Annotated in this window: 21 protein-coding genes and 2 tRNA genes; 10 read left to right on the plus strand and 13 right to left on the minus strand. The window is 66.2% G+C overall.

What is annotated here, in order from left to right:
* Positions 1 to 18 precede the first annotated feature (18 nt).
* Together ACRAQ3_RS04410 and ACRAQ3_RS04415 are read left to right on the plus strand one after the other, a co-directional pair.
* Complete coding sequence (locus ACRAQ3_RS04410; RefSeq protein WP_269396577.1) at positions 19 to 477, plus strand: GatB/YqeY domain-containing protein; 459 nt, start codon at positions 19 to 21, stop codon at positions 475 to 477.
* 63 nt (positions 478 to 540) lie between these two features.
* The gene (locus ACRAQ3_RS04415) at positions 541 to 723 is read left to right on the plus strand and encodes a DUF3008 family protein (protein WP_432255811.1); all 183 of its coding nucleotides are present in this window, start codon (positions 541 to 543) and stop codon (positions 721 to 723) included.
* 84 nt (positions 724 to 807) lie between these two features.
* Here ACRAQ3_RS04415 and ACRAQ3_RS04420 read toward each other — a convergent pair whose 3' ends face one another.
* From ACRAQ3_RS04420 to lipB, 6 genes are all read right to left on the minus strand, one after another.
* Positions 808 to 960 carry a hypothetical protein gene (locus ACRAQ3_RS04420; protein ID WP_269396579.1) on the minus strand — a complete coding sequence of 51 codons (153 nt, stop codon included), beginning with the start codon at positions 958 to 960 and terminating at the stop codon, positions 808 to 810.
* A gap of 84 nt (positions 961 to 1,044) precedes the next feature.
* Positions 1,045 to 1,548, minus strand: coding sequence for a DUF2244 domain-containing protein (locus ACRAQ3_RS04425; protein WP_432255812.1), 504 nt, complete (start codon positions 1,546 to 1,548; stop codon positions 1,045 to 1,047).
* Positions 1,549 to 1,623: 75 nt separating this feature from the next.
* The gene (ctaD, locus tag ACRAQ3_RS04430; protein ID WP_432255813.1) at positions 1,624 to 3,327 is read right to left on the minus strand and encodes a cytochrome c oxidase subunit I; all 1,704 of its coding nucleotides are present in this window, start codon (positions 3,325 to 3,327) and stop codon (positions 1,624 to 1,626) included.
* Positions 3,328 to 3,458: 131 nt separating this feature from the next.
* Positions 3,459 to 3,956, minus strand: coding sequence for an isoprenylcysteine carboxyl methyltransferase family protein (locus ACRAQ3_RS04435; protein WP_432255814.1), 498 nt, complete (start codon positions 3,954 to 3,956; stop codon positions 3,459 to 3,461).
* A complete protein-coding gene (locus tag ACRAQ3_RS04440) occupies positions 3,953 to 5,014 on the minus strand; it encodes a type III polyketide synthase (RefSeq protein WP_432255815.1) in 1,062 nt (353 codons plus the stop codon). Before ACRAQ3_RS04440 ends, ACRAQ3_RS04435 begins: the two co-directional genes overlap by 4 nt.
* Positions 5,015 to 5,109: 95 nt before the next feature.
* Complete coding sequence (gene lipB / locus ACRAQ3_RS04445) at positions 5,110 to 5,784, minus strand: lipoyl(octanoyl) transferase LipB (protein ID WP_432255816.1); 675 nt, start codon at positions 5,782 to 5,784, stop codon at positions 5,110 to 5,112.
* Positions 5,785 to 5,956: 172 nt separating this feature from the next.
* Here lipB and ACRAQ3_RS04450 point away from each other — a divergent pair.
* The 5 genes from ACRAQ3_RS04450 to ACRAQ3_RS04470 all read left to right on the plus strand — a co-directional run bounded on the left by ACRAQ3_RS04450 (position 5,957) and on the right by ACRAQ3_RS04470 (position 11,360).
* Positions 5,957 to 6,043 (plus strand) — tRNA-Leu (locus ACRAQ3_RS04450).
* 492 nt (positions 6,044 to 6,535) lie between these two features.
* On the plus strand, positions 6,536 to 7,606 hold the full coding sequence (locus ACRAQ3_RS04455) for an ABC transporter ATP-binding protein (protein WP_373568013.1): 1,071 nt from the start codon (positions 6,536 to 6,538) through the stop codon (positions 7,604 to 7,606).
* A gap of 109 nt (positions 7,607 to 7,715) precedes the next feature.
* Positions 7,716 to 8,837, plus strand: a complete 1,122-nt coding sequence (locus ACRAQ3_RS04460) for an extracellular solute-binding protein (protein ID WP_432255817.1) — start codon at positions 7,716 to 7,718, stop codon at positions 8,835 to 8,837.
* 107 nt (positions 8,838 to 8,944) lie between these two features.
* Positions 8,945 to 10,501: an ABC transporter permease gene (locus ACRAQ3_RS04465; RefSeq protein ID WP_432256260.1), complete on the plus strand. Its 1,557-nt coding sequence runs from the start codon at positions 8,945 to 8,947 to the stop codon at positions 10,499 to 10,501.
* A gap of 4 nt (positions 10,502 to 10,505) precedes the next feature.
* On the plus strand, positions 10,506 to 11,360 hold the full coding sequence (locus ACRAQ3_RS04470; RefSeq protein WP_269396587.1) for an ABC transporter permease: 855 nt from the start codon (positions 10,506 to 10,508) through the stop codon (positions 11,358 to 11,360).
* 110 nt (positions 11,361 to 11,470) lie between these two features.
* On the opposite strand, the gene ACRAQ3_RS04475 is transcribed toward ACRAQ3_RS04470, so the two are convergent.
* The 7 genes from ACRAQ3_RS04475 to ACRAQ3_RS04505 form a co-directional block, all read right to left on the minus strand.
* Positions 11,471 to 12,400 (minus strand): AEC family transporter, encoded by a 930-nt coding sequence (locus tag ACRAQ3_RS04475; protein ID WP_269396588.1) that lies wholly within the window; start codon positions 12,398 to 12,400, stop codon positions 11,471 to 11,473.
* A 75-nt stretch (positions 12,401 to 12,475) separates the two neighbouring features.
* Entirely contained in the window at positions 12,476 to 13,276 is an 801-nt protein-coding gene (locus ACRAQ3_RS04480) for an MBL fold metallo-hydrolase (RefSeq protein WP_432255818.1), read from the minus strand.
* Positions 13,273 to 14,091: a TatD family hydrolase gene (locus tag ACRAQ3_RS04485; RefSeq protein ID WP_432255819.1), complete on the minus strand. Its 819-nt coding sequence runs from the start codon at positions 14,089 to 14,091 to the stop codon at positions 13,273 to 13,275. The genes ACRAQ3_RS04480 and ACRAQ3_RS04485 overlap by 4 nt, the downstream gene beginning before the upstream one ends.
* A 6-nt stretch (positions 14,092 to 14,097) precedes the next feature.
* Positions 14,098 to 15,189 carry a DNA polymerase III subunit delta' gene (locus tag ACRAQ3_RS04490; RefSeq protein ID WP_432255820.1) on the minus strand — a complete coding sequence of 364 codons (1,092 nt, stop codon included), beginning with the start codon at positions 15,187 to 15,189 and terminating at the stop codon, positions 14,098 to 14,100.
* Positions 15,186 to 15,818, minus strand: coding sequence for a dTMP kinase (tmk, locus tag ACRAQ3_RS04495; protein WP_432255821.1), 633 nt, complete (start codon positions 15,816 to 15,818; stop codon positions 15,186 to 15,188). Before tmk ends, ACRAQ3_RS04490 begins: the two co-directional genes overlap by 4 nt.
* 4 nt (positions 15,819 to 15,822) lie before the next feature.
* Entirely contained in the window at positions 15,823 to 17,073 is a 1,251-nt protein-coding gene (locus ACRAQ3_RS04500; RefSeq protein ID WP_432255822.1) for a D-alanyl-D-alanine carboxypeptidase family protein, read from the minus strand.
* Positions 17,074 to 17,157: 84 nt separating this feature from the next.
* A complete protein-coding gene (locus ACRAQ3_RS04505) occupies positions 17,158 to 17,964 on the minus strand; it encodes an SPOR domain-containing protein (protein ID WP_432255823.1) in 807 nt (268 codons plus the stop codon).
* Between the two features lie 202 nt (positions 17,965 to 18,166).
* On the opposite strand from ACRAQ3_RS04505, the gene ACRAQ3_RS04510 reads away from it, so the two are divergent.
* From ACRAQ3_RS04510 to ACRAQ3_RS04520, 3 genes are all read left to right on the plus strand, one after another.
* Positions 18,167 to 18,256, plus strand: a tRNA-Ser gene (locus ACRAQ3_RS04510).
* Between the two features lie 845 nt (positions 18,257 to 19,101).
* Complete coding sequence (locus tag ACRAQ3_RS04515; RefSeq protein ID WP_432255824.1) at positions 19,102 to 19,299, plus strand: hypothetical protein; 198 nt, start codon at positions 19,102 to 19,104, stop codon at positions 19,297 to 19,299.
* 163 nt (positions 19,300 to 19,462) lie between these two features.
* Positions 19,463 to 19,858, plus strand: a complete 396-nt coding sequence (locus ACRAQ3_RS04520; RefSeq protein ID WP_432255825.1) for a hypothetical protein — start codon at positions 19,463 to 19,465, stop codon at positions 19,856 to 19,858.
* Positions 19,859 to 19,999 lie beyond the last annotated feature (141 nt).

The following is a 19,999-nucleotide window of genomic DNA, read 5'->3' on the forward strand; positions in this document are numbered from 1 at the left end:
CAATCCGGAACGGACCAGATGACCCTGCGCGACAAGATCAACGCCTCCCTCAAGGATGCGATGAAGGCCAAGGAGGCCGACCGGCTGTCCACGCTGCGCCTCATCAACGCCGCCATCAAGGATCGCGACATTGCCGCAAGGGGCGAGGGCGAGGAGGGGCTGGTCCCCGACGAGGTGGTGCTGGCGATCCTCGGCAAGATGGTCAAGCAGCGCCAGGAGAGCGCGCGCGCCTATGACGAGGCGGGACGCATCGAGCTTGCCGAGAAGGAGCGCGCCGAGATCGCGGTGATCGAGGAGTTTCTGCCGCGCCAGCTGACCGAAGCCGAGACCGAGGCCGCGGTGAGTCAGGCGATCGCCGAAACCGAAGCGACCTCGATCCGCGACATGGGCCGGGTCATGGCAGCGCTCAAGGCGCGCTATACGGGGCGCATGGATTTCGGCCGGGTCGGCCCTGTGGTGCGCGACCGGCTCGGCTGAGCTCGCGGGAACGCAGTGCTGTGGCTTCGCGTTTGACGGTCGTCCAATCCATGGAGGACCGACATGCCTGCACAGTCCAAGTCACAGCAGAAGGCAGCCGGTGCGGGGCTTTCGGCGAAGCGGGGCGACACGAAGGTCAAGGATCTCAAGGGTGCCTCGAAGGAAATGTACGACGACATGAGCGAATCCCAGTTGGAGGATTTCGCGCAGACCAAGCGCAAGGGTCTGCCCGAGAAGAAGGGCTGAGACCACGCCGGATAGGTAATACGGCAAATGAAAAGGGCGGCTCCCGCATGGGAGCCGCCCTTTCGGCATCGAATGAGACCCGACTTAGCGTCGGCGCGGCTCGGATGTGCGAATCGGGATCGGGCGATATTCCGGCCGGGGCTGCGGCAGCAGTGCCCCGATCACTCCATCGAGAATGGCCCGGCCGGCTTCGGCCAGCTTGCGGATCGTTTCCTTCGGGGCGGTGTGCTTGGGCATATCGAATCCTCCGTTGTCATGAAAATGCCTATCTTCGGGTCGGAGTTCCATCGCGACGTAACGACGCGGCGTGCCGCGGGCGGATCAGCGCCGGGCGATCCGCGCCAGAAGGCGCTGGAGGTCCTCCGCCAATGCCCGCCTTTCGTCTTCCGGAAGAAACGCCCCCAGTTCGACCTCTCGTCCCGCGCCGCGCAGGGTGAGATAGCCGGGGACCGGTCTTTCGCCCTCATGCAACTGGAGTTCAACCCAGTAGGGATCGGCCTCCCAGACCCGGTCCGGGCGGCCGCGATCGCTGCGGGTCAGGCGAATGCGTCGTTGGCTGATCTCCAATCGCTCCAGCACTTCGCCGTCGCGGTAGCTGCGCGCCAGTGCCCACCAGACCGCGCCGACCGCCGCCATGAGGAACGGCAGCAGTGCCCACATCACCGGGGTGCCCAGCACCATCAGCAACGGGAGCGCGATCAGGGCCGCCGTGCCGCCGATGAAGGCGGCGAAGCCGCACTTGGGCAGCGAGCGGTAGGGCCAGAGCTGCAACTCGGCTTCGACCGGGCCGGCTTCGGTCGGGCGTCTTGTCCACTCATGTGGCATCGCTTGCCTCTGGGTCGGGAAGAAAAAGGGCCCGGCGTTTCCGCCGGGCCCTGATCAACTGTCGCGGGCCGTGCCTCAGTGGGCGTGGCTGCGGTCCCAGTCGCTCTGCTTGGGGAGCGTCTCGAAGGTGTGCTCCGGCGGCGGCGAGGGCAGGGTCCACTCGAGCGTATCGGCGTACTCGTTCCACGGGTTGGCGAGGCCATGCACCTTGCCACGGGCGAGGGTGTAGAACAGCACCACGATGAAGAAGATGAAGGACGCGAAGGCGATGAAGGCGCCGATCGAAGAGACCATGTTCCAGGTGGCGAAGGCCTCCGGATAGTCGATGTAGCGGCGCGGCATGCCCTGGCGGCCGAGGAAGTGCTGCGGGAAGAAGGTGATGTTCGCACCGATGAACATCGCCCAGAAGTGCAGCTTGCCGGCCCATTCGGGAAGCATCTTGCCGGTCATCTTCGGGAAGTAGAAGTAGATCCCCGCGAAGATGCCGAACACGGCGCCCAGAGACATCACGTAGTGGAAGTGCGCCACGACGTAGTAGGTGTCGTGATAGGCGCGGTCGATGCCGGCCTGCGACAGCACGATGCCGGTGACGCCGCCCACGGTGAACAGGAACAGGAAGCCGAAGGCCCAGAGCATCGGCGTCTTGAACTCGACCGAGCCGCCCCACATCGTCGCGATCCACGAGAAAATCTTCACGCCGGTCGGCACTGCGATGACCATGGTGGCCATCATGAAGTAGGACTGCTGCGTCAGCGACATGCCGACGGTGTACATGTGGTGCGCCCAGACCACGAAGCCGAGCACGCCGATCGCCACCATCGCGTAGACCATCGGCAGGTAGCCGAAGATCGGCTTCTTGGAGAAGGTCGCGATCACGTGGCTGATGATGCCGAAGGCAGGGATGATGATGATGTACACTTCCGGGTGGCCGAAGAACCACAGAATGTGCTGGTAGAGCACCGGGTCACCACCGCCCGCGGGCTGGAAGAACGAGGTGCCGAAGTTGCGGTCGGTCAGCAGCATGGTGATCGCGCCGGCCAGAACGGGCAGAGCCAGAAGGATCAGCCAGGCGGTGACGAAGATCGACCAGGCGAAGAGCGGCACCTTGTGCAGGGTCATGCCCGGCGCGCGCATGTTGAGGAAGGTGGTGATGATGTTGATCGCGCCGAGGATCGACGAGGCACCCGAGACGTGCACGGCGAAGATCGCGAGATCCATCGACATGCCGGGCTCGGAGGTCGAGAGCGGCGGGTAGAGCACCCAGCCGACGCCCGAGCCGTGCTGGCCGTTACCACCCGGCGAGAACAGCGAGGCGACGCCCAGCGCGACGCCGGCGATGAACATCCAGAAGGAGAGGTTGTTCATGCGCGGGAAGGCCATGTCCGGCGCACCGATCTGCAGCGGCATGAAGTAGTTGCCGAAGCCACCGAACAGCGCGGGGATGACGACGAAGAACATCATCAGCACGCCGTGATAGGTGATCGCGACGTTCCACAGATGGCCGTTCGGAGTACAGGCCTCGGTTGCGGTCGGCACCCAGGACCGCAGGGCGGTCGCGATCGGGTTGCCGCTAACGTTCTCGGTGCACATGAACTGCACGCCCGGCTGCATCAGTTCGAGCCGCATGTGGATGGTCAGCATCACCGACAGCAGGCCCACAGCGCCCGCCGCGAAGAGATAGAGGATCCCGATGTCCTTGTGGTTGGTGGACATGAACCAGCGGGTGAAAAAGCCCCGCTTGTCGTCATGCCCGTGGCCGTGGATGGCGGCGTCTGCCATGTGGCTCTCCCGAGTTTGGTTGCCTGACGGGCCCGCACGCAGACTCGCGCAGGCAATTGGCGTCCTTCTAGAAGGAGATGCTAGGCAGGGCAACGGTCACGGTGCCGCAGCCTGATCGCCTGAGAGCGCGCTCAAGGCTCGCGGTAGGGGGCAAGCGCGCGATTCTCCGAGCGGATCCGTACCCAGAGCATCGCCGCGTTGAGCAGCGTGAAGACAAGGGCCATCCCTTCTAACCCGAGCGCCATGGGGGCGACGGCAATCTCGGCAGCCACGAGGACGTAGTTCGGATGTGAGATCAGCCTGAACGGACCTCGCGCCACCAGCGGCTCGCCCGTGACGATGACCCGCGTCGTCCATCGTCGCCCCAGCGTCGCGAGAATCCAGACCCGGAACACTTGCAGGACAGCGTATAATGCGAGCCAGCCCAGGCGCAGTTCCTGGTCATGGCCGAACCAGACAAGCGCCAGGACCCAGGAGGCATGCAGCGCCACCATGAAGGGATAATGGGCGGCGCCATGTTCGACCGCACCCTTGGCGAGCAGTCGTGCCGTGTTTCGCCGTGCGAGCCAGAGCTCGAAAAGTCGCTGCGATATGACGAAGCCGAGGAAAAATGCCGCGGCCACGGTCATTCGGCTCTCTCCAGCACTGCAAAAGAGGCCGTGAAGCCGGGTCCCAGCGCGCAGGCCAGCATTCGCCCCGTCTGGCCGGCGGCCAGCACGCGCTCGAGCACGAACAGAACGGTGGGTGCGCTCATGTTGCCGCAATCATGGAGCACCGCCCGCTCGGCATCGAGACTGTCTGGTGGAAGATCGAGCGCGGTCTCGATTGCCTGCACGACCTTGGCCCCGCCGGGATGGCAGACGAAGCGGTCGATATCGGCCCGTCCCAGCCCTGCCGCCGCGAGCGCGCCGTCGACCGCTGGCGCGAAGTGCTCGGCCGCAAAACCCGGAATTGAGCGGTCGAAGATCACGCCGAGCCCGTCATCGTTCACGTCCCAGCCCATGATCCCCAGTGTGTCGGGCCACATGTGCTGATGCGCGGCTTTCAGGGAAAGGCGAGGCCCTGCATCGCGGCGAACGGCATCGGTCGAAAGACAGGCGGCAGCCGCGCCATCGCCGAACAGCACCGTCGCAATGATATCGGCTTTCTGGAGCCTGTCGGAGCGGAAAGAGGGGGTGCAGGCCTCGATCACCACCGAAAGCACCTTCGCGCCCGGTTGCGCTTGCGCGAGACGGGCGGCTATCGCGAGCCCCGATATGCCGCCCGCGCAGCCGAGGCCGAACACCGGCACCCGCATCACGTCGCTGCGAAAGCCCATGCAGCCCGCAAGCTGAGCTTCCAGGGTCGGCGTGGCGATTCCGGTCGAGGAAACGGTGATGACGACGTCGACCTCGTCGGCGCGCCAGCCCGCCTTCTCGAGCGCCGCCGTCGCTGCATCACGGAACATCTTCCGCGTACCTTCGAGGTAGACGTGGTTACGGTCGGCCCAGCCATGTGGCCGTTCGAACCATTCCAGAGGCGCAACCGACCAACGCCGGCCTATTCCGGCCTGTTCGAAACTCGGGATCAGCCGCTCGAAGTTCTCGAATTTCGGGCCCAGGACCCGCTGGGCGGCTTGGCGCACGAGGTTCTGCGGCAGTTCATGATCGGGGAGGGCCGTTGCCAATCCTTGGATCGTGACGTCCATCGAGATTCTCCCCCGCCATCTGCGCTCCGGAGTGCCGCCCCGCAAGACTGCCGTTTCGTGGATGGAGCATCAGGAAAGGACGGATCTCGCTTTCTTCATAATGACATGGCGCGCTGCAGCGTTCCATCGAAATGATCTCCGAAACTGCGCTCCAGCGCCGTGTCGAGATCGGCCATGGTCACCGGAAGTCCGAGATCGACGAGGCTCGTGACCCCATGCTCGGCGATCCCACAGGGCACGATGCCGGTGAAATGCGTCAGGTCCGGCTCCACGTTGATCGCCAGCCCGTGATAGCTGACCCATTTGTGCAGACGGATGCCCAGCGCCGCGATCTTGTCCTCTGCCACGGCCCCGGTAACGGTCAGCGGCTTGTCGGGGCGCTGCACCCAGACACCGACGCGGCCCTCGCGCAACTCGCCGGTGACGTTGAACTCGGCCAGCGTGCCGATGATCCAGCCCTCCAGCGCCTTGACGAAGGCCCGGACGTCGCGGCCCCGCGCGCCCACGTCGAGCATCACGTAGACCACGCGCTGGCCGGGCCCGTGATAGGTGTACTGGCCGCCGCGCTTGGTCTCATGCACCGGAAATCGGTCGGGATCGGTGAGATCGGCGGGCCGGGCCGAGGTGCCGGCGGTATAGAGCGGCGGGTGTTCGAGCAGCCAGATCGCCTCGCGGGCCTCGCCCGCCGCGATGGCCTTGGCGCGGGCCTCCATGGCAGCCACCGCATCCTGATAGGGCGTCAGCCCGTCGCTCACGATCCAGTCCACCATTGCCCGCGCTCCCGCTTCGATCCTGTCCCAGATGGGGTGGCGCGGCGCGGCCAAAAAGTCAAAGCGCTCAGGCTTTGCGATTTTCTGGGGGTTGACGCCGGGTCTGGCGATTTTCGCTCTTGCGCTCCCCCGAAGCCCAAGGCTATGAGGCCGCCATCCTACCTGATCACGTGCGGTCGTGGCGGAATTGGTAGACGCGCAGCGTTGAGGTCGCTGTGGGGTAACACCCGTGGAAGTTCGAGTCTTCTCGACCGCACCATTCAGGCAGGCTCGCCGGCAAGGCGGGCCGCCGGATCCTCCGAGACAGAATGAAGATCGACCTGCAGGGCCGCGGAAACGCAGGCCCTTTCTCGCGTCCGTCGGGTTCGTGGACAGCCTTCTGATATGTCCCTCCCGAGGCCGTTCGGGTCGGTGCGCGACTGTCGCTTCGAGGCATCGCCATGTCGCCATGAGGCATGTCGAACTCCTTTTGTGAGAAAACTTTTCTACAAATACATCTATGAGTTGCACTATCTTTTGCGATTTGTTCCTGCGGCATCTCACCGCATTGAGACCTTCTAAACGCCTTTCATGAAAGGGCTTCATGCCGCGTCGCAGCGCAAATGACTTAGCGTCATATCTCCGGATCGGCTATTCGGTTGCAATGCGGGGGGCAGCTTGTTTTAGTCTTGCTCGACAAGCGCGGAAACAAATCCGCCGGCACAACAACGGGGAGCGAGGCTTGGCCCAAGGCTCGAGTACGGAAGCGTTCGTGGAGTTCGAACGCGTGCAGAAAAGCTATGACGGCGAGAAACTCGTCGTTAAGGATCTCAATCTTTCGCTGCCGAAAGGCGAGTTTCTGACGATGCTGGGGCCATCGGGCTCCGGCAAGACCACCTGCCTGATGATGCTCGCGGGCTTCGAGACCGCCACGCATGGCGAGATCCGTCTCGACGGCAAGTCGATCAACAACATCCCGCCGCACAAGCGCGGCATCGGCATGGTGTTCCAGAACTACGCGCTGTTCCCACACATGACGGTGGGGGAGAACCTTTCCTTCCCGCTCGAGGTGCGCAAGCTGGGCAAGTCCGAGCGCGAACAGAAGATCACCCGCGCCCTCGACATGGTGCAGATGGGCGAGTTCAAGAACCGCCGGCCGACACAGCTCTCGGGCGGCCAGCAACAGCGTATCGCACTGGCCCGCGCGCTGGTGTTCGAGCCCGAGCTGGTGCTGATGGACGAGCCTCTGGGCGCGCTCGACAAGCAGCTGCGCGAGACGCTGCAGTTCGAGATCACCGAGCTGGCGCACCGGCTCGGGATCACCGTGGTCTACGTCACCCACGACCAGACCGAGGCGTTGACCATGTCGGATCGCGTCGCGGTGTTCGACGACGGCCGGATCCAGCAGCTGGCGCCGCCCGACGAGCTCTACGAGAAGCCGCAGAACAGCTTCGTCGCCCAGTTCATCGGCGAGAACAACACGCTTGAAGGTGTGGTCGAGAAGATCGACGCGACTTCCTGCCTGGTGCGGCTCGACGATGGCGAGGTGATCGACGCTCTGCCGGTCAACGTGTCGAAGGTGGGGGAGCGGACCCGTGTTTCGATCCGCCCCGAGCGGGTCGAATCCAATCTCGAGCGCCTGCATCCCGACGCGCACACGCTTCCGGCCACGGTGCAGGAGTTCATCTACATGGGTGACACCTTCCGCACGCGGCTCAAGGTCGCCGGGCGCGACGACTTCATCATGAAGACGCGTAACGCCCCCGACCAGCCGCGGCTGAAGCCGGGCGAGCAGATCCGCATCGGCTGGCTCGCCGAGGATTGCCGCGCGCTCGACGCCTGAAGTCGACCGCGCCACCGCGCCCCCGACGGGGCGCGGCAAATGCGGGGCGTCGTCGCCCGGACCGCGTCCCCCGTGAAACCAAGAGCCGGGTAATCAACGGGAGTTCTACATGAACATCACACGTCTTCTCACCGCGACCACCGCGCTGGTGGCGACCGCCACCATCGCCGGGGCCGAAAGCCATGTCGAAATGGCCAACGAGATGACCATCGTCAGCTGGGGCGGCGCCTATCAGGAAAGCCAGCGCAAGGCTTATGTCGAGCCCTATCTCGAGGCCAATCCCGAGGTCACCGTGACCTGGGACGAGAGCTCGGCCGAGGCGGTCGCCAAGCTGCGCGCCCAGAACGAGGCGGGCAACGTCACCTGGGATCTCGTCGACGCCGTGGCCTCCGACGCCATGCGCCTGTGCGACGAGGGCCTCGCCATGGAGGTCGACCACGACGAGATGCTCGCCGAGGCGCCCGACGGCACCGCGGCCTCGGACGATTTCGGCGACCTGATCGTCTCCGACTGCTTCATCCCGCAGATCGTCTACTCGACCACTGTTGGCTACCGCACCGACAACGCCGAGTGGGAAGGCCGCACGCCCGAGGACATCTGCGCGATCTTCGATCTCGAGCAGTTCCCCGGCCAGCGCAGCCTCGAGAAGCGTCCGATCGGCAACATGGAATGGGCGCTGCTCTGCGACGGTGTCGCCAAGGACGAGATCTACGACGTGCTCGAGACCGAGGAAGGCCAGGACCGCGCCTTCGCCAAGCTCGACACCATCAAGGACAGCGTCATCTGGTGGTCGGCCGGCGCCGATACGCCGCAGCTTCTCGCCGATGGCGAGGTGGTGATGGGCTCGACCTATAACGGCCGCCTGTTCAGCCTGATCGCCGAGCAGGGCCAGCCGGTCGAGATGCTCTGGGACGCGCAGGTCTTCGATCTGGACGGCTGGGTCATCCCCGAAGGGCTCGACGAGCCGACGCTGAACCGGGTGAAGGACTTCCTTCACTTCGCCACCGACACCCAGCGTCTCGCCGACCAGTCGAAATACATCGCCTACGGTCCGGCGCGCCAGTCCTCGGCACCGATGGTCGACAAGCACGCCGAGCTCGGGATCGAGATGGCGCCGCACATGCCGACCGACCCGGCCAACTCCGAGAACACCTTCCTCTACAACTACGAGTGGTGGGCGGACTACCGCGACGACCTGGATGCCAAGTTCCAGGCCTGGCTCGCCCAGTAACGCCTCCGGCGTGACCGCATGACGGGGCGGGGCCGCCACGGCCCCGTCCCACCCCCTGATCCGGAGGCATGATGACCCACAGCGCGACGACACCCCCAGAGCAGCCGATGGCGGCCTTGCCGGGCGGCGAGGTGACCGAAGGCCCGATGCTGGCGGCCGATGGCACGCCGCTCAAGGCTTCCCTGAAGCGCGCCCTCAGGCGCGAGAAGCTGCGCGCTCTTCTGCTGATCTCGCCGCTGCTGATCTTCATCCTCGTGGCCTTCGTCGGCCCGATCGCCGATATGCTGTTCCGTTCGGTCGAGAACCAGATCGTCTCGGAGACGCTGCCGCGCACCGTCGCGGCGCTGCGCGCCGAGGACACCCCCGAGGGTGAGGTGCCCGACGAGGAGGTCTTCGCGCAGCTCTACACCGACCTCGTGATCGCCGAGGAATACAAGATCCACACCCGGCTCGGCAGCCGGTTGAACTACGAGATGACCGGCGTGTCGTCGCTGTTCCGCAGCACCGGCCGCGATGTCGGCCGCTTCGACACCGATATCTACACCGACCAGTTCGTCGAGGCTGCCCCGGCGCTCGAGGACCCGGCCAACTGGGTCGCCTGGATGGAGGAGGAGGCGGTCCGCGAGGCGCTGCCGCTGACCGCCGATGCCTGGGACGAATGGGTCACCCTCACAGTCGAGGAGAACGAGGACGACCCGCTGGAGGAGGATGTCCCCGACTTCGTCTTCACCACACTCTACCGCGATCTCGCGGCGGGGGCGACGCCGCCCGATGCCGTCCCCGATGTCGACGTCTCGGGCTTCGAGACGGTCTCGATCAAGGCGCTGTTCGAGGACTCGGACGAGGACTGGATGGACCCGCAGCTGTGGCAGCTGATCGAGACCTACAGCCCGGAATACACCGACGGCTACTTCCTCAATGCCGTCGACATGATGAACGGCCCCGACGGCGAGGCGCAGTTCCGCCCCGACGACCAGCGCATCTATCTCAAGCTGTTCTGGCGCACGATGTGGATGTCGATGGTGATCACCTTCTCCTGCATCCTGCTGGGCTACCCGATCGCCTACCTTCTCTCGACGCTGCCGCTGCGCTCGGCCAACGTGCTGATGATCCTCGTGCTGCTGCCGTTCTGGACCTCGTTGCTGGTGCGGACATCGGCCTGGAAGGTGCTGCTGCAGCAGCAGGGCGTGATCAACGACACGCTCGTGTGGCTCGGTCTCGTCGACAACTTCAACCGGCTGCAGCTGATCAACAACATCACCGGCACGGTGATCGCGATGACCCATATCCTGCTGCCCTTCATGATCCTGCCACTCTACTCGGTGATGAAGACCATCCCGCCCTCCTATGTGCGGGCCGCCAAGTCGATGGGTGCGAACGACTGGACCGCATTCTGGCGGGTGTGGTTCCCGCTCTCGGTGCCGGGCATCGGCGCAGGCTCGATCCTCGTCTTCATCCTGTCGATCGGCTACTACATCACGCCGGAGATCGTCGGCGGCACCGAAGGCGTGTTCATCTCGAACCGGATCGCCTACCACATCTCGTCGTCGCTGAACTGGGGTCTCGCGGCCGCCTTGGGCTCGATCCTTCTGGCGCTCGTGCTGGTGCTCTACTGGCTCTACGACCGCATCGTCGGCATCGACAACGTCAAGCTGGGAGGCTGAGAGAATGGCTGCACTTCCCCCATACGCCTCGACCGGCCAGAAGATCTGGCACTATGCCTACCGGATCATCTGCGGGCTGATCTTCTTCTTCCTGATCGCGCCGATCATCATCATCATCCCGCTGTCCTTCAACGCCGAGAACTTCTTCACCTTCACCCCGAAGATGCTGGCGTTGGACCCGGAGGGCTATTCGCTCAAGCATTACCGGGACTTCTTCACCAATCCCGACTGGCAGGTGCCGCTTTGGAACTCGCTGAAGATCGCGCCGGTCGCGACCTTCATCTCGGTCGCACTCGGTACGCTCGCGGCGATCGGCCTCAGCCAGCCGCACGTGCCGTTCCGCCGCGCCATCATGGCGACGCTGATCTCGCCGATGATCGTGCCGCTAATCATCTCGGCCGCGGGCATGTATTTCTTCTACAGCCGGATCGGTCTGCAGGGGACCTACTGGGGCGTGGTGCTGGCCCACGCCGCGCTGGGCATCCCCTTCGTGATCATCACGGTGACCGCGACCTTGGTGGGCTTCGACCGTTCTCTGACGCGTGCCGCGGCCAATCTCGGGGCGGGGCCGGTGCGTACCTTCTTCAAGGTGCAGATGCCGCTGATCCTGCCGGGCGTGGTCTCGGGTGGCCTGTTCGCCTTCATCACCTCCTTCGACGAGGTGGTGGTGGTGCTCTTCGTGGGCTCCGCCGGTCAGAAGACGCTGCCCTGGCAGATGTTCACCGGTCTGCGCGAGCAGATTTCGCCTACTATTCTCGCGGCCGCGACGGTACTGATCTCGATTTCGGTGGTGCTGCTGGTGACGCTCGAAGTGCTGCGGCGCCGTTCCGAGCGGCTGCGCGGCATGTCACCGGGCTGAGGCCCGCCGCCACCGCCGACCGCGACGCCCCGCCCAGAGAGCGGGGCGTTGTCGTTCCGGGACCAAGATCCTTCGAAGGATCTTGTCCGAACCCTTTAAAGGGTTCGGCGTCAGGGCAGCAGCGCCAGCCAGATGGTCGCCGACAGCACCGAGGCCACCGTGCCGATCAGGACCGCTGAAGCGGCGACGCGCTTGGCGTGGCCATAGATGCTGGCGAAGAGATAGGCGTTCACCCCCGGCGCCATCGCCGCGGTGATGATCGCCGAGCGGAAGGCGGGAACCTTCAGCCCGACCAGCGAGCCCAGCCCCCAGACCACCGCCGGATGCAGCACGAGCGACACAGCGACCACGTAGAGGATCACGCGCATGTCGCCCTCGGGCCGGTATCGGTGGAGGATACCGCCCAGCCCGAACAACGCCGCCGGCAAAGCCGCTCGCGCCATCAGTTCCAAAGCCTCGACCAGCACCTCTGGCAGCGGCAGCCCCGACAGGTTGACCGCGGCGCCCATGAGGATGCCGAGGATTAGAGCGTTGCGTCCCATGCCGCGCAGAACTTGGGCAGGTAGTTCCCTGAGCGAGCCGCCCTTCGCGCGGGCGAACTCCATCGCCGTGATGCCCACCGCGTAGCAGAACGGTGAATGCAGGGCGATGATCGCGAAGTTGGCCTGCAGCGCATCGGGGCCATAGGCGCGCTCGGTGATCGGCAGGCCCAGAAGCAGCGAGTTCGAGAACAGCCCCACGAATCCGATCGCCACCGCGTCCTCCCAGGACCGGCCGAAGATCAGCCGCGCGCCAAAGAGGCCGGCGGCGAAGCCCGCCAGCGCCCCGGCATAAAAGCTGCCCAGAAGCGCCATGTCGAACTCCTGCGCGAGATCGAGCCGCGCGATGGCGAGAAACAGCAGACAGGGGATGGCGAAGCCTTGGGCGAATTTCATGAGCCCGTCGATCGCGGGTTCGGTGATCCAGCCGCGCCACGAAGCCAGATAACCAAAGCCCAGCACGAGGAAGACCGGCAAGGTGACGGTGAGCAGCAGGATCATCCGAAGGCCTCCGCGCGGGCGGGTGCCGCGGATATGCGTCAGGTCGAATTGGCGAAGGGGTGGGACCCCTTCGCCCTACAGGTCGAAGGCGAGCGTCATCCCGTCGAAGGCCGGGGAGACGTGCTCCGGGGTTTCGGCTTCGAGCGTGGCGTAGTCGAGGTCGAAATGCATGTTGGTCAGCACCGCCCGTACCGGTGCGGCTCGTGCGATCCACTCGAGGGTGAGGTCGAGATGTGCGTGGCTGGGGTGCGGCTTGCGGCGCAGCGCGTCGACGATCATGCAGCCGAGCCCGTCGAGGTGACGCCAAGCGGCGTCTGGGATTTCGCTGACATCCGGCAGGTAGGCGAGCCTGCCGCAGCGCAGACCCAGCGCCGTGATATCTCCATGCACGAGATCGAAGGGTGTCAAGCGGATCTCACCGCCAGCGCCGTCGACCCCGATCTCTCCCTCGATCCGATGCAGATCGCAGATCGGAGGGTAGGACGAGCCCGGCGGCGTCTCGAACGCATAGCCGAAGCGTTGTGTCAGCGCCGCATGGGTCGGTGCGTCGGCCCAGCACTGCAGCCGGCTGCGCATGTTGAAGGCGATCATCCGCAGATCGTCGATGCCATGCACATGGTCGGCATGGGCATGGGTCCAGACCACGCCGTCCAGCTCGCCGACCTCGGCCGCGAGCAGCTGCGCGCGCAGGTCGGGGGAGGTGTCGATCAGCACCCGGGTGACGCCCCTCGGCCCATGTCGGGTCAGCAGCAGCGAGCAGCGGCTGCGCGCATTGCGCGGCTCGGCGGGATCGCAATCGCCCCAGAGGTTGCCCAGTCGCGGCACGCCACCCGAAGAGCCGCAGCCGAGGATGCGCGCCTCCAGACGGTCGCTCATGCGGGGCTCCGTTCCGGGTTCCAGGCGGCGGCCTTGGCGAAAAGGCGGTCGAAATTGGCCGAGGTCCGCGCCGCGAAATCGGGCAGGGACAGGCCGAACAGCTCGGCCCCCACCTTGGCCGTATGCGCGGTATAGGCGGGTTCGTTGCGGCGGCCCCGATGCGGCGGCGGGGCGAGGTAGGGGCTGTCGGTTTCCACGAGGATGCGGTCGAGGGGCGCGCTCGCGAAGATCTCGCGCAGTTCCCCCGAGCGCGGGAACGCGGCGATGCCGGACATCGACAGGTAGAAGCCGAGATCGAGCGCCGCGCGGCCCAGCGCGGCGGACGAGGAGAAGCAGTGCATCATGCACTGGTAGGCGCCGGCCGCGTGCTCCTCGGCAAGGATACGTGCCATGTCGTCATCGGCGTCGCGCGCATGGATGATCAGCGGCAATCCGGTACGGCGCGCCGCCTCGATATGGATACGCAGGGACTCCTGCTGCACGCCCTTGCTCTCGGCGGTATAGTGATAGTCGAGCCCGGTTTCGCCGATGCCGACCATCTTGGGATGCCGGGCCAGGGTCTCCAGATCCTCGACCGAGGCGAGGGGTTCGTCGGCGGCGCTCATCGGGTGGGTGCCCACCGCCCAGAAGACCGGGTCATGCGTCTCGGAAATCGCGCGCACGCTGTCGGCGTTCTTCAATTTCGTGCAGATCGTGACCATGCGGGTGACGCCGGCGTCGAGCGCTCGCGCGATGACGGCCTCCCGTTCCTCGGCGAAGTCGGGGAAGTCGAGGTGGCAATGCGCGTCGACGAGCTGAAAGTCTTGAGAAGTCATCTGGCCTCAGGCTGCGGCGGATCCGGCCGCGGTGGCTTCGATCCTCAGCAGCATATCTAGAAGCAGCGCCGAAGGGTCAAGGTTGACCGCCCGCCCGTGCCGCGCCCGGGCCGAAAGCTCCTGACCCAGCTCGGCGATGCGACGCGCCGCCCGCGCGTCGGGCGCCAGTGTCATCAGCAGCCGGGCTTCGCCGGGCGCGCCCTGCAGGTCAGGCTCGCCCATCAGCCCGGCGCGCGCGGCGCGGGTCAGCAGCAGGTCAATCAGGTCCAGCATCAGCGGAAACCGCAACTCGGCGCCCTTGCCGCCGCAGGCTTCGGCCATGGCGATGGCGCGGGGGCGGTCGATATGCGGCAGTCCCGACAGGAGCCCCACGAGATCGGCATAGAGCGCGCGCCCGTCGGACTGGGCGATCCGCGCGGCGCCGCCGACCGATCCCGCGGCCAGCACGGCGAGCGCCTCGGGGGCTTCGCTGGAAACCCCGGCCTGCGCTAGTGCCTCGGCCAGGGGGGCGGGCTCCAGCGGTCGCAGCCTCAGCACGCGGCAGCGCGAACGGATGGTCGGGAGCAGGGCGGAGGGCTGGTGCGAGATCAGCAGCAGCGTGGTGTTGGCCGGGGGCTCCTCCAGTTCCTTCAGGAGCGCATTGGCGGCTGAGACGTTCATCTCGTCGGCGGCGTCGACGATCACCGCGCGGTGCCCGCCATCGGCCGAGCTGAGATGGAAGAAGCTTTTCAGCTTGCGCATCTCCTCGACCCGGATTTGCGCCGAAAGCCTGTCGCCCTTGTCGTTGGGCCCACGCTTGAGCACGAAGAGCCGCGGGTGGGATCCGGCACGGATGCGGCGCAGGTCGGGATCGTCGTCTTGCAGATCGAGCCCGTCCGCGGCCTGGCGGCCGGCCAGCAAATGCGCCGCGATGCGGTAGGCCAGCGTCGCCTTGCCAACCCCCATCGGCCCCGTCAGAAGCCAACCCGAATGCAGCCGCCCGCCGGCCTGTGCCGCGAGAAACTCGGCCTCGGCGGCATTCTGTCCGAGCAGTCGGGCGGTTTCGCGCGGATGCGGCAGGCCGGGCAGGCCGGTCGGATCGGGAAGATCCTCGCTCATGGCAGGAGCCCCAGGCGGGGCAGGGCGATGCCGGCGATCTCCGCCGCCACGGATTCGGGCGTCCGGTTGCCGTCGATCACCTGAAATCGCCGGGGCGCATCTTTTGCGAGACCGAGAAAGCCCGCGCGCAGTGTGTTCTGGAAGTCGAGGCCCATATCCTCGAACCGGTCCTCGCCGGAACCCCGCGCAAGGCCACGGGCCAGGGCCGTGGCCGGGTCCATGTCGATCAGGAAGGTGAGGTCGGGCTCCGCGCCGATCATCAGATCGTGCAGGCGGTCGACCGTCGCGCGCAGATCGCCGCGCGTCGCGCCCTGGTAGACGCGGGTGCTGTCAGCGAAGCGATCGGTGATCACGGTCTGGCCATGGGCAAGGGCCGGGCGGATGGTCCGCTCCAGATGATCGCGCCGCGCCGCGGTGAACAGCAGCAGCTCGGTCTCGGCCGACCAGCGGGCCGTATCCCCGGTGAGGAGCAGCTGCCGGATCTCCTCGGCGCCGGGGCTGCCGCCGGGCTCGCGCGTCAGCACCGCCTCGTGGCCGAGACCGCGTAGCCGATCGGCCAGCAGCCGCGCCTGGGTCGACTTGCCGGAGCCGTCGATGCCCTCGAAGCTGATGAAGAGCCCTGTTGTCACGGGCTCAGGTTTCGTCGGCTTCGGTTTCGGCCGGCGCCTCGGGCTCTGCGGCTGGCTCGGGCGCCGGCTCCTCGGCCAGCGGATCCAGCCCCGGCAGGGTGACCCCCTCCGGGCCGAACCGGTCGAACAGCACCGTGGCCGCGACCTTGACCCGCGGCATGAAGCCGCCCCGCGCCACGGCCGTCTCGGCGACCAGCGGCACCCGGGTCTCGGACATCCCCTCCCGCGCGATAACCAGCTCGGCCAGTTCCTGGCCCTGTTCGATCGGCGCCTCGATCGGGCCCTGATAGACCACCTCGGCCGCGAGATCGTCATTCGACATCACCGGCAGCAGCACCGACACGTCATCGGCCAGGGTCAGGCCGACGCGGTTGCGCTCGCCCATCCAGACCTCGGCCTCGGCGATCCGGGTGCCGGCCTCGCCGATGTCGCGCTGCGCGAACTGGCGGAACGACCAGTTGACGATGCGCTCGGCCTCGACCCGGCGGGACTCGGTGCTTTCGAGACCGGTGATCACGAAGATCACCCGCCGGTCGTCCTGCGCGGCCGATCCGACGAGGCCATAGCCGGCCTCGGAAGTGTGGCCGGTCTTGAGCCCGTCGGCGCCGATGCCGAGGCCCAGGATCGGGTTGCGGTTCTGGCTGTTGGAGGGCACGCGACCGTCGAACTCGAACTCCTGCTCAGCGAACATCGGGTAGAAGGTCGGGAAATCGCGGATCAGGTGGCTCGCGAGGATGCCCAGGTCGCGCATCGACATGCGCTGGTTCGGGGCGGGCCAGCCATTCGAATTGGCGAAGGTGGAGTTCTCCATGCCCATGTCGCGGGCCCGCTCGGTCATCAGCCGCGCGAAGCCGGCCTCGGTGCCGTCAGGCGACAGGGCCTCGGCGAGCACGGCGGAGGCATCGTTGCCCGACAGCACGATGACGCCACGCAGAAGATCCTCGACCCGCACCCGGTCGGTGGTGTCGAGGAACATCGAGGAGCCGCCATAGGAGGCGGCGTGCTCGGACACGGGGAGCCGCTGGTCGATCGACAGCCGCCCCGAGGCGATGGCCTCGAAGGCCATGTAGAGCGTCATCAGCTTGGACATCGAGGCGGGCGGCAGCGGCTCGTCGGCATTCTTGGCGAGAAGCTCGGTCCCGGTGGTGTGGTCGAGCACATAGGCCGCTCGGGCGGGGGTGTCGAAGCTCTGGGCGCGCGCGAGCGGCGCGAGGGCCACGAGCGTCGCGGCGGCGAGGAAGACGGCACGGATCATCTGGGGTCGCTCCGGTCGGTTGGCGGCCGCTCGTCACGGCCGGCGAAAGGGTCTGGCCCGGGCCTCAGGCGGCCCGGCTCCTTGTCAGTTTCGCACGAAATAGGCGTCTGTGAAGCCCAGCGCCTTGACACGGGTCAGGGCGGCGTCGCGCGCAGCCTCGCTCTCGGCCGGGCCAACGATGACGCGCCAGTAATCGGCGCCCTGGATCTGCGAGGCCACGACGCGCGCGTCCAGCCCCTCGACTTCCATCGCCGTCGCGGTGTCGCGGGCATTGGCTTCGACCGAGAAGATGCCGATCTGGATGAAGGGCCGTTCAAGGGTGCTCTCGGCAGGGGCGTCGGGCGCCGGCGCAGAGGCGACCCCGGTCGGCTCTGCCGCCCCGGCTTCGCCGGAAGCGGGGGGCAGCGGCACGGCGGCGATCGGTGTGGGATCGTCGAAATCCGTGGTCGCCCCCGGTGCCTCCGGTGCGGCGGTTTCGTCGCGGCGCAGCGCCGTGACGTTGAGCGTCGCAGGCGCCCCGGCGAGCATACCGAGCGCTTCGGCGGCCTCCGAACTGACCTGCAGCGCCGGGCCCGGCGTCTCGCGCTCGCGGCGGAACAGCGCGCCGATCACAAAGCGGCCATTGGCCTGGTTGCGAATCACCACCTGGCCGATCTGCTCCACATCGACCTCGGGATAGGCGACCCAGACGCCGCCCAGCGACGGCCGCCCGTCCCACAGGCCGGGCTCGGTGACCTGGAAGATGCCGGGCGCCTCGACGTCGCGCGACACGATCTCGGTACGGCTGGGATCGCCGGGGGAGGCGGTGCCGCCGGTTTCGCCGCAGGCGCCCAGCGTCAGCAGCGCGCCCAGCAGCATGGCGACCGGCCGCACGGAATTGGTGGCTGTCATGTGACGTCCCTCGATTGCCCCGCTCGGACCGTTGCCCGGCCCGCTCTTGTTTCGGCGCGGCGGCCCGGCAGGCCGGGGCGGCGCGACGCGAACATATCGGGGGGACGGCCGCAATGAAAGCGGCTAGCGCCGCCCGGGGCGGAAAATCGCGTGATCGGAAGCCCTTCCCGAATCGCCGCGCAGTGCTTAGGCGAGGCGCGCCGGAGGAGTGGCAGAGTGGTCGATTGCAGCGGTCTTGAAAACCGCCGTGCGTGATAGCGTACCGTGGGTTCGAATCCCACCTCCTCCGCCATTGAACTGATTTTTGCCTGTAGCCGGCGGCTTCGCGTCCTAGTTCGTTCCAGCGTTCTCAATCCATCCTCTCCTTGTTCGGCATCGAGTTCGACTGGAGCCAGGTCCCAATATGTCGAGGCGGGAGCTGGGAGAAGGTGTTGGCCACCAAGTTGAGGTGGCACACGTCCGCGGTCGCTGTTTGGAGTTGGGCTACGTGGCGGGACTTCCGCGCATTCGCTGGCGCAAGCTTAATAGAGGCCAGCGAGGAAGGCTGTCACAGGGTGGGGCGAAAGGCTGCTCCTGCAGATTCCACCGGTTGGCGAGGGTGGTCCGCTACTTCCACATTCGCATACAAGCGCAGGCCCAACAGGGCGACGATACCGATGCCCGTGTCACGAAAAAGAGGGTGGAAAGAAAACGCAATGCGTAGTCGGTCGTCACGATAAGCACACTCACTCGGTAATTCGCCCCCTCATTGCCGTTCGGCAGTGGCCGGAATGTGGCGAGCAACGGGCGGAGTGGAGCGAAGATCTGGCTGCGAAACTCGATCGCATCCGCGCAAGCGGATGGTCCCCTCGGCCGTTGCGTTTCTCAACGGCACTGGTTGCTGCACCTTGTAGCTTGTCGGGGTCTTGGTGGCGGTACCCAGGCTCAGACGGCTGCCTCATTCCACGAGGGAGTCCTCGGCGCGGCGGCGCTATGAGGCGAGCATGTCGGCGTCGGTCTTTCAGGCAGAACGATGAGGTTTCGATGCTCTTTTCGTACCTTGCCGAAGGCGGGAGCGTGGCCGCCCTATACCTCCGCAGAGCCTCGCCCTCCCATTGCTCAGCTGCGAAGGGCGTCGAACTGGACTATTGTTAAGGTATGAAAACGGTATCCCCAGACCTGTTTGGCATTTCCCCTTGGGCTTGGCTCCTCGTGCCGGTCCTGTGCTTTCTGCTGGTCCATTACGCGGAGCAAACCGGATCGTGGCGCGATGCGGTGATGCGCATTGCAAGCAGCACACTGATAGCCGCGGGCTGTCTGGTGCTGCTGGTTCTGGCCGTCGTTACGACGACCTAGGAGCGGCGTCCGGTCGCCGCAGGCGCGTTCTCAGCCCTTCACGAGCCGACGGTATCTGTCGCGACAAGGCCCTGATGTTGTCGGCATGGTGCCATGACCGCAGGCCAAGTTCCTCCAATGGGTCGGCATGTCTGCCGAAGCCATAGCAAGAAAGAGGATGGACATGGCACTATACGATCTCGTTCGCTGCAAGATGGCTCTGCCGGCCGAAATCACCGCTGTCACCGAATGGCGGACCAGAAGTTTCGGACGTGGCTTTCAGACCTTCGAAATCGATGGCGACGGTGCCCTGCGTCTGTTTCGCCTCGAGCGTCATCTGCACGAGGATCACCCGCCTCGGCCAGCTTTGCTGGATCCCGGTTATACCGATTGGCTTCGGACCTGGACAAGGCTCGAGACCGGCCTCTCGGCCATGCAGGACTTCAACGGTGTGCTGACGCTCGAAGGACGCAACACCGACGGAGAGGAGTGGATGATCGAGACCAAGGTTGTCTCCGGTCAATGCGAACCTTTCCGGATCACCCGCGGCCGGGCGGATCTGCCCGCAGTGGCTGCCTGAGGGTCGGGCCAGCGTTCGAATAACGCAAGCTCCGGGCTGCACCGGTTGTCGACGCACTCATGCGCCCATCTCTCGTGCCGCTGATTGCCGGACACGGATCAAGTGTGTCGGCGGGGCAATGGTGAGGCCAAGCCCCTAGGG

Source organism: Limimaricola sp. AA108-03, from assembly GCF_050847355.1.
Classification (GTDB): domain Bacteria; phylum Pseudomonadota; class Alphaproteobacteria; order Rhodobacterales; family Rhodobacteraceae; genus Limimaricola.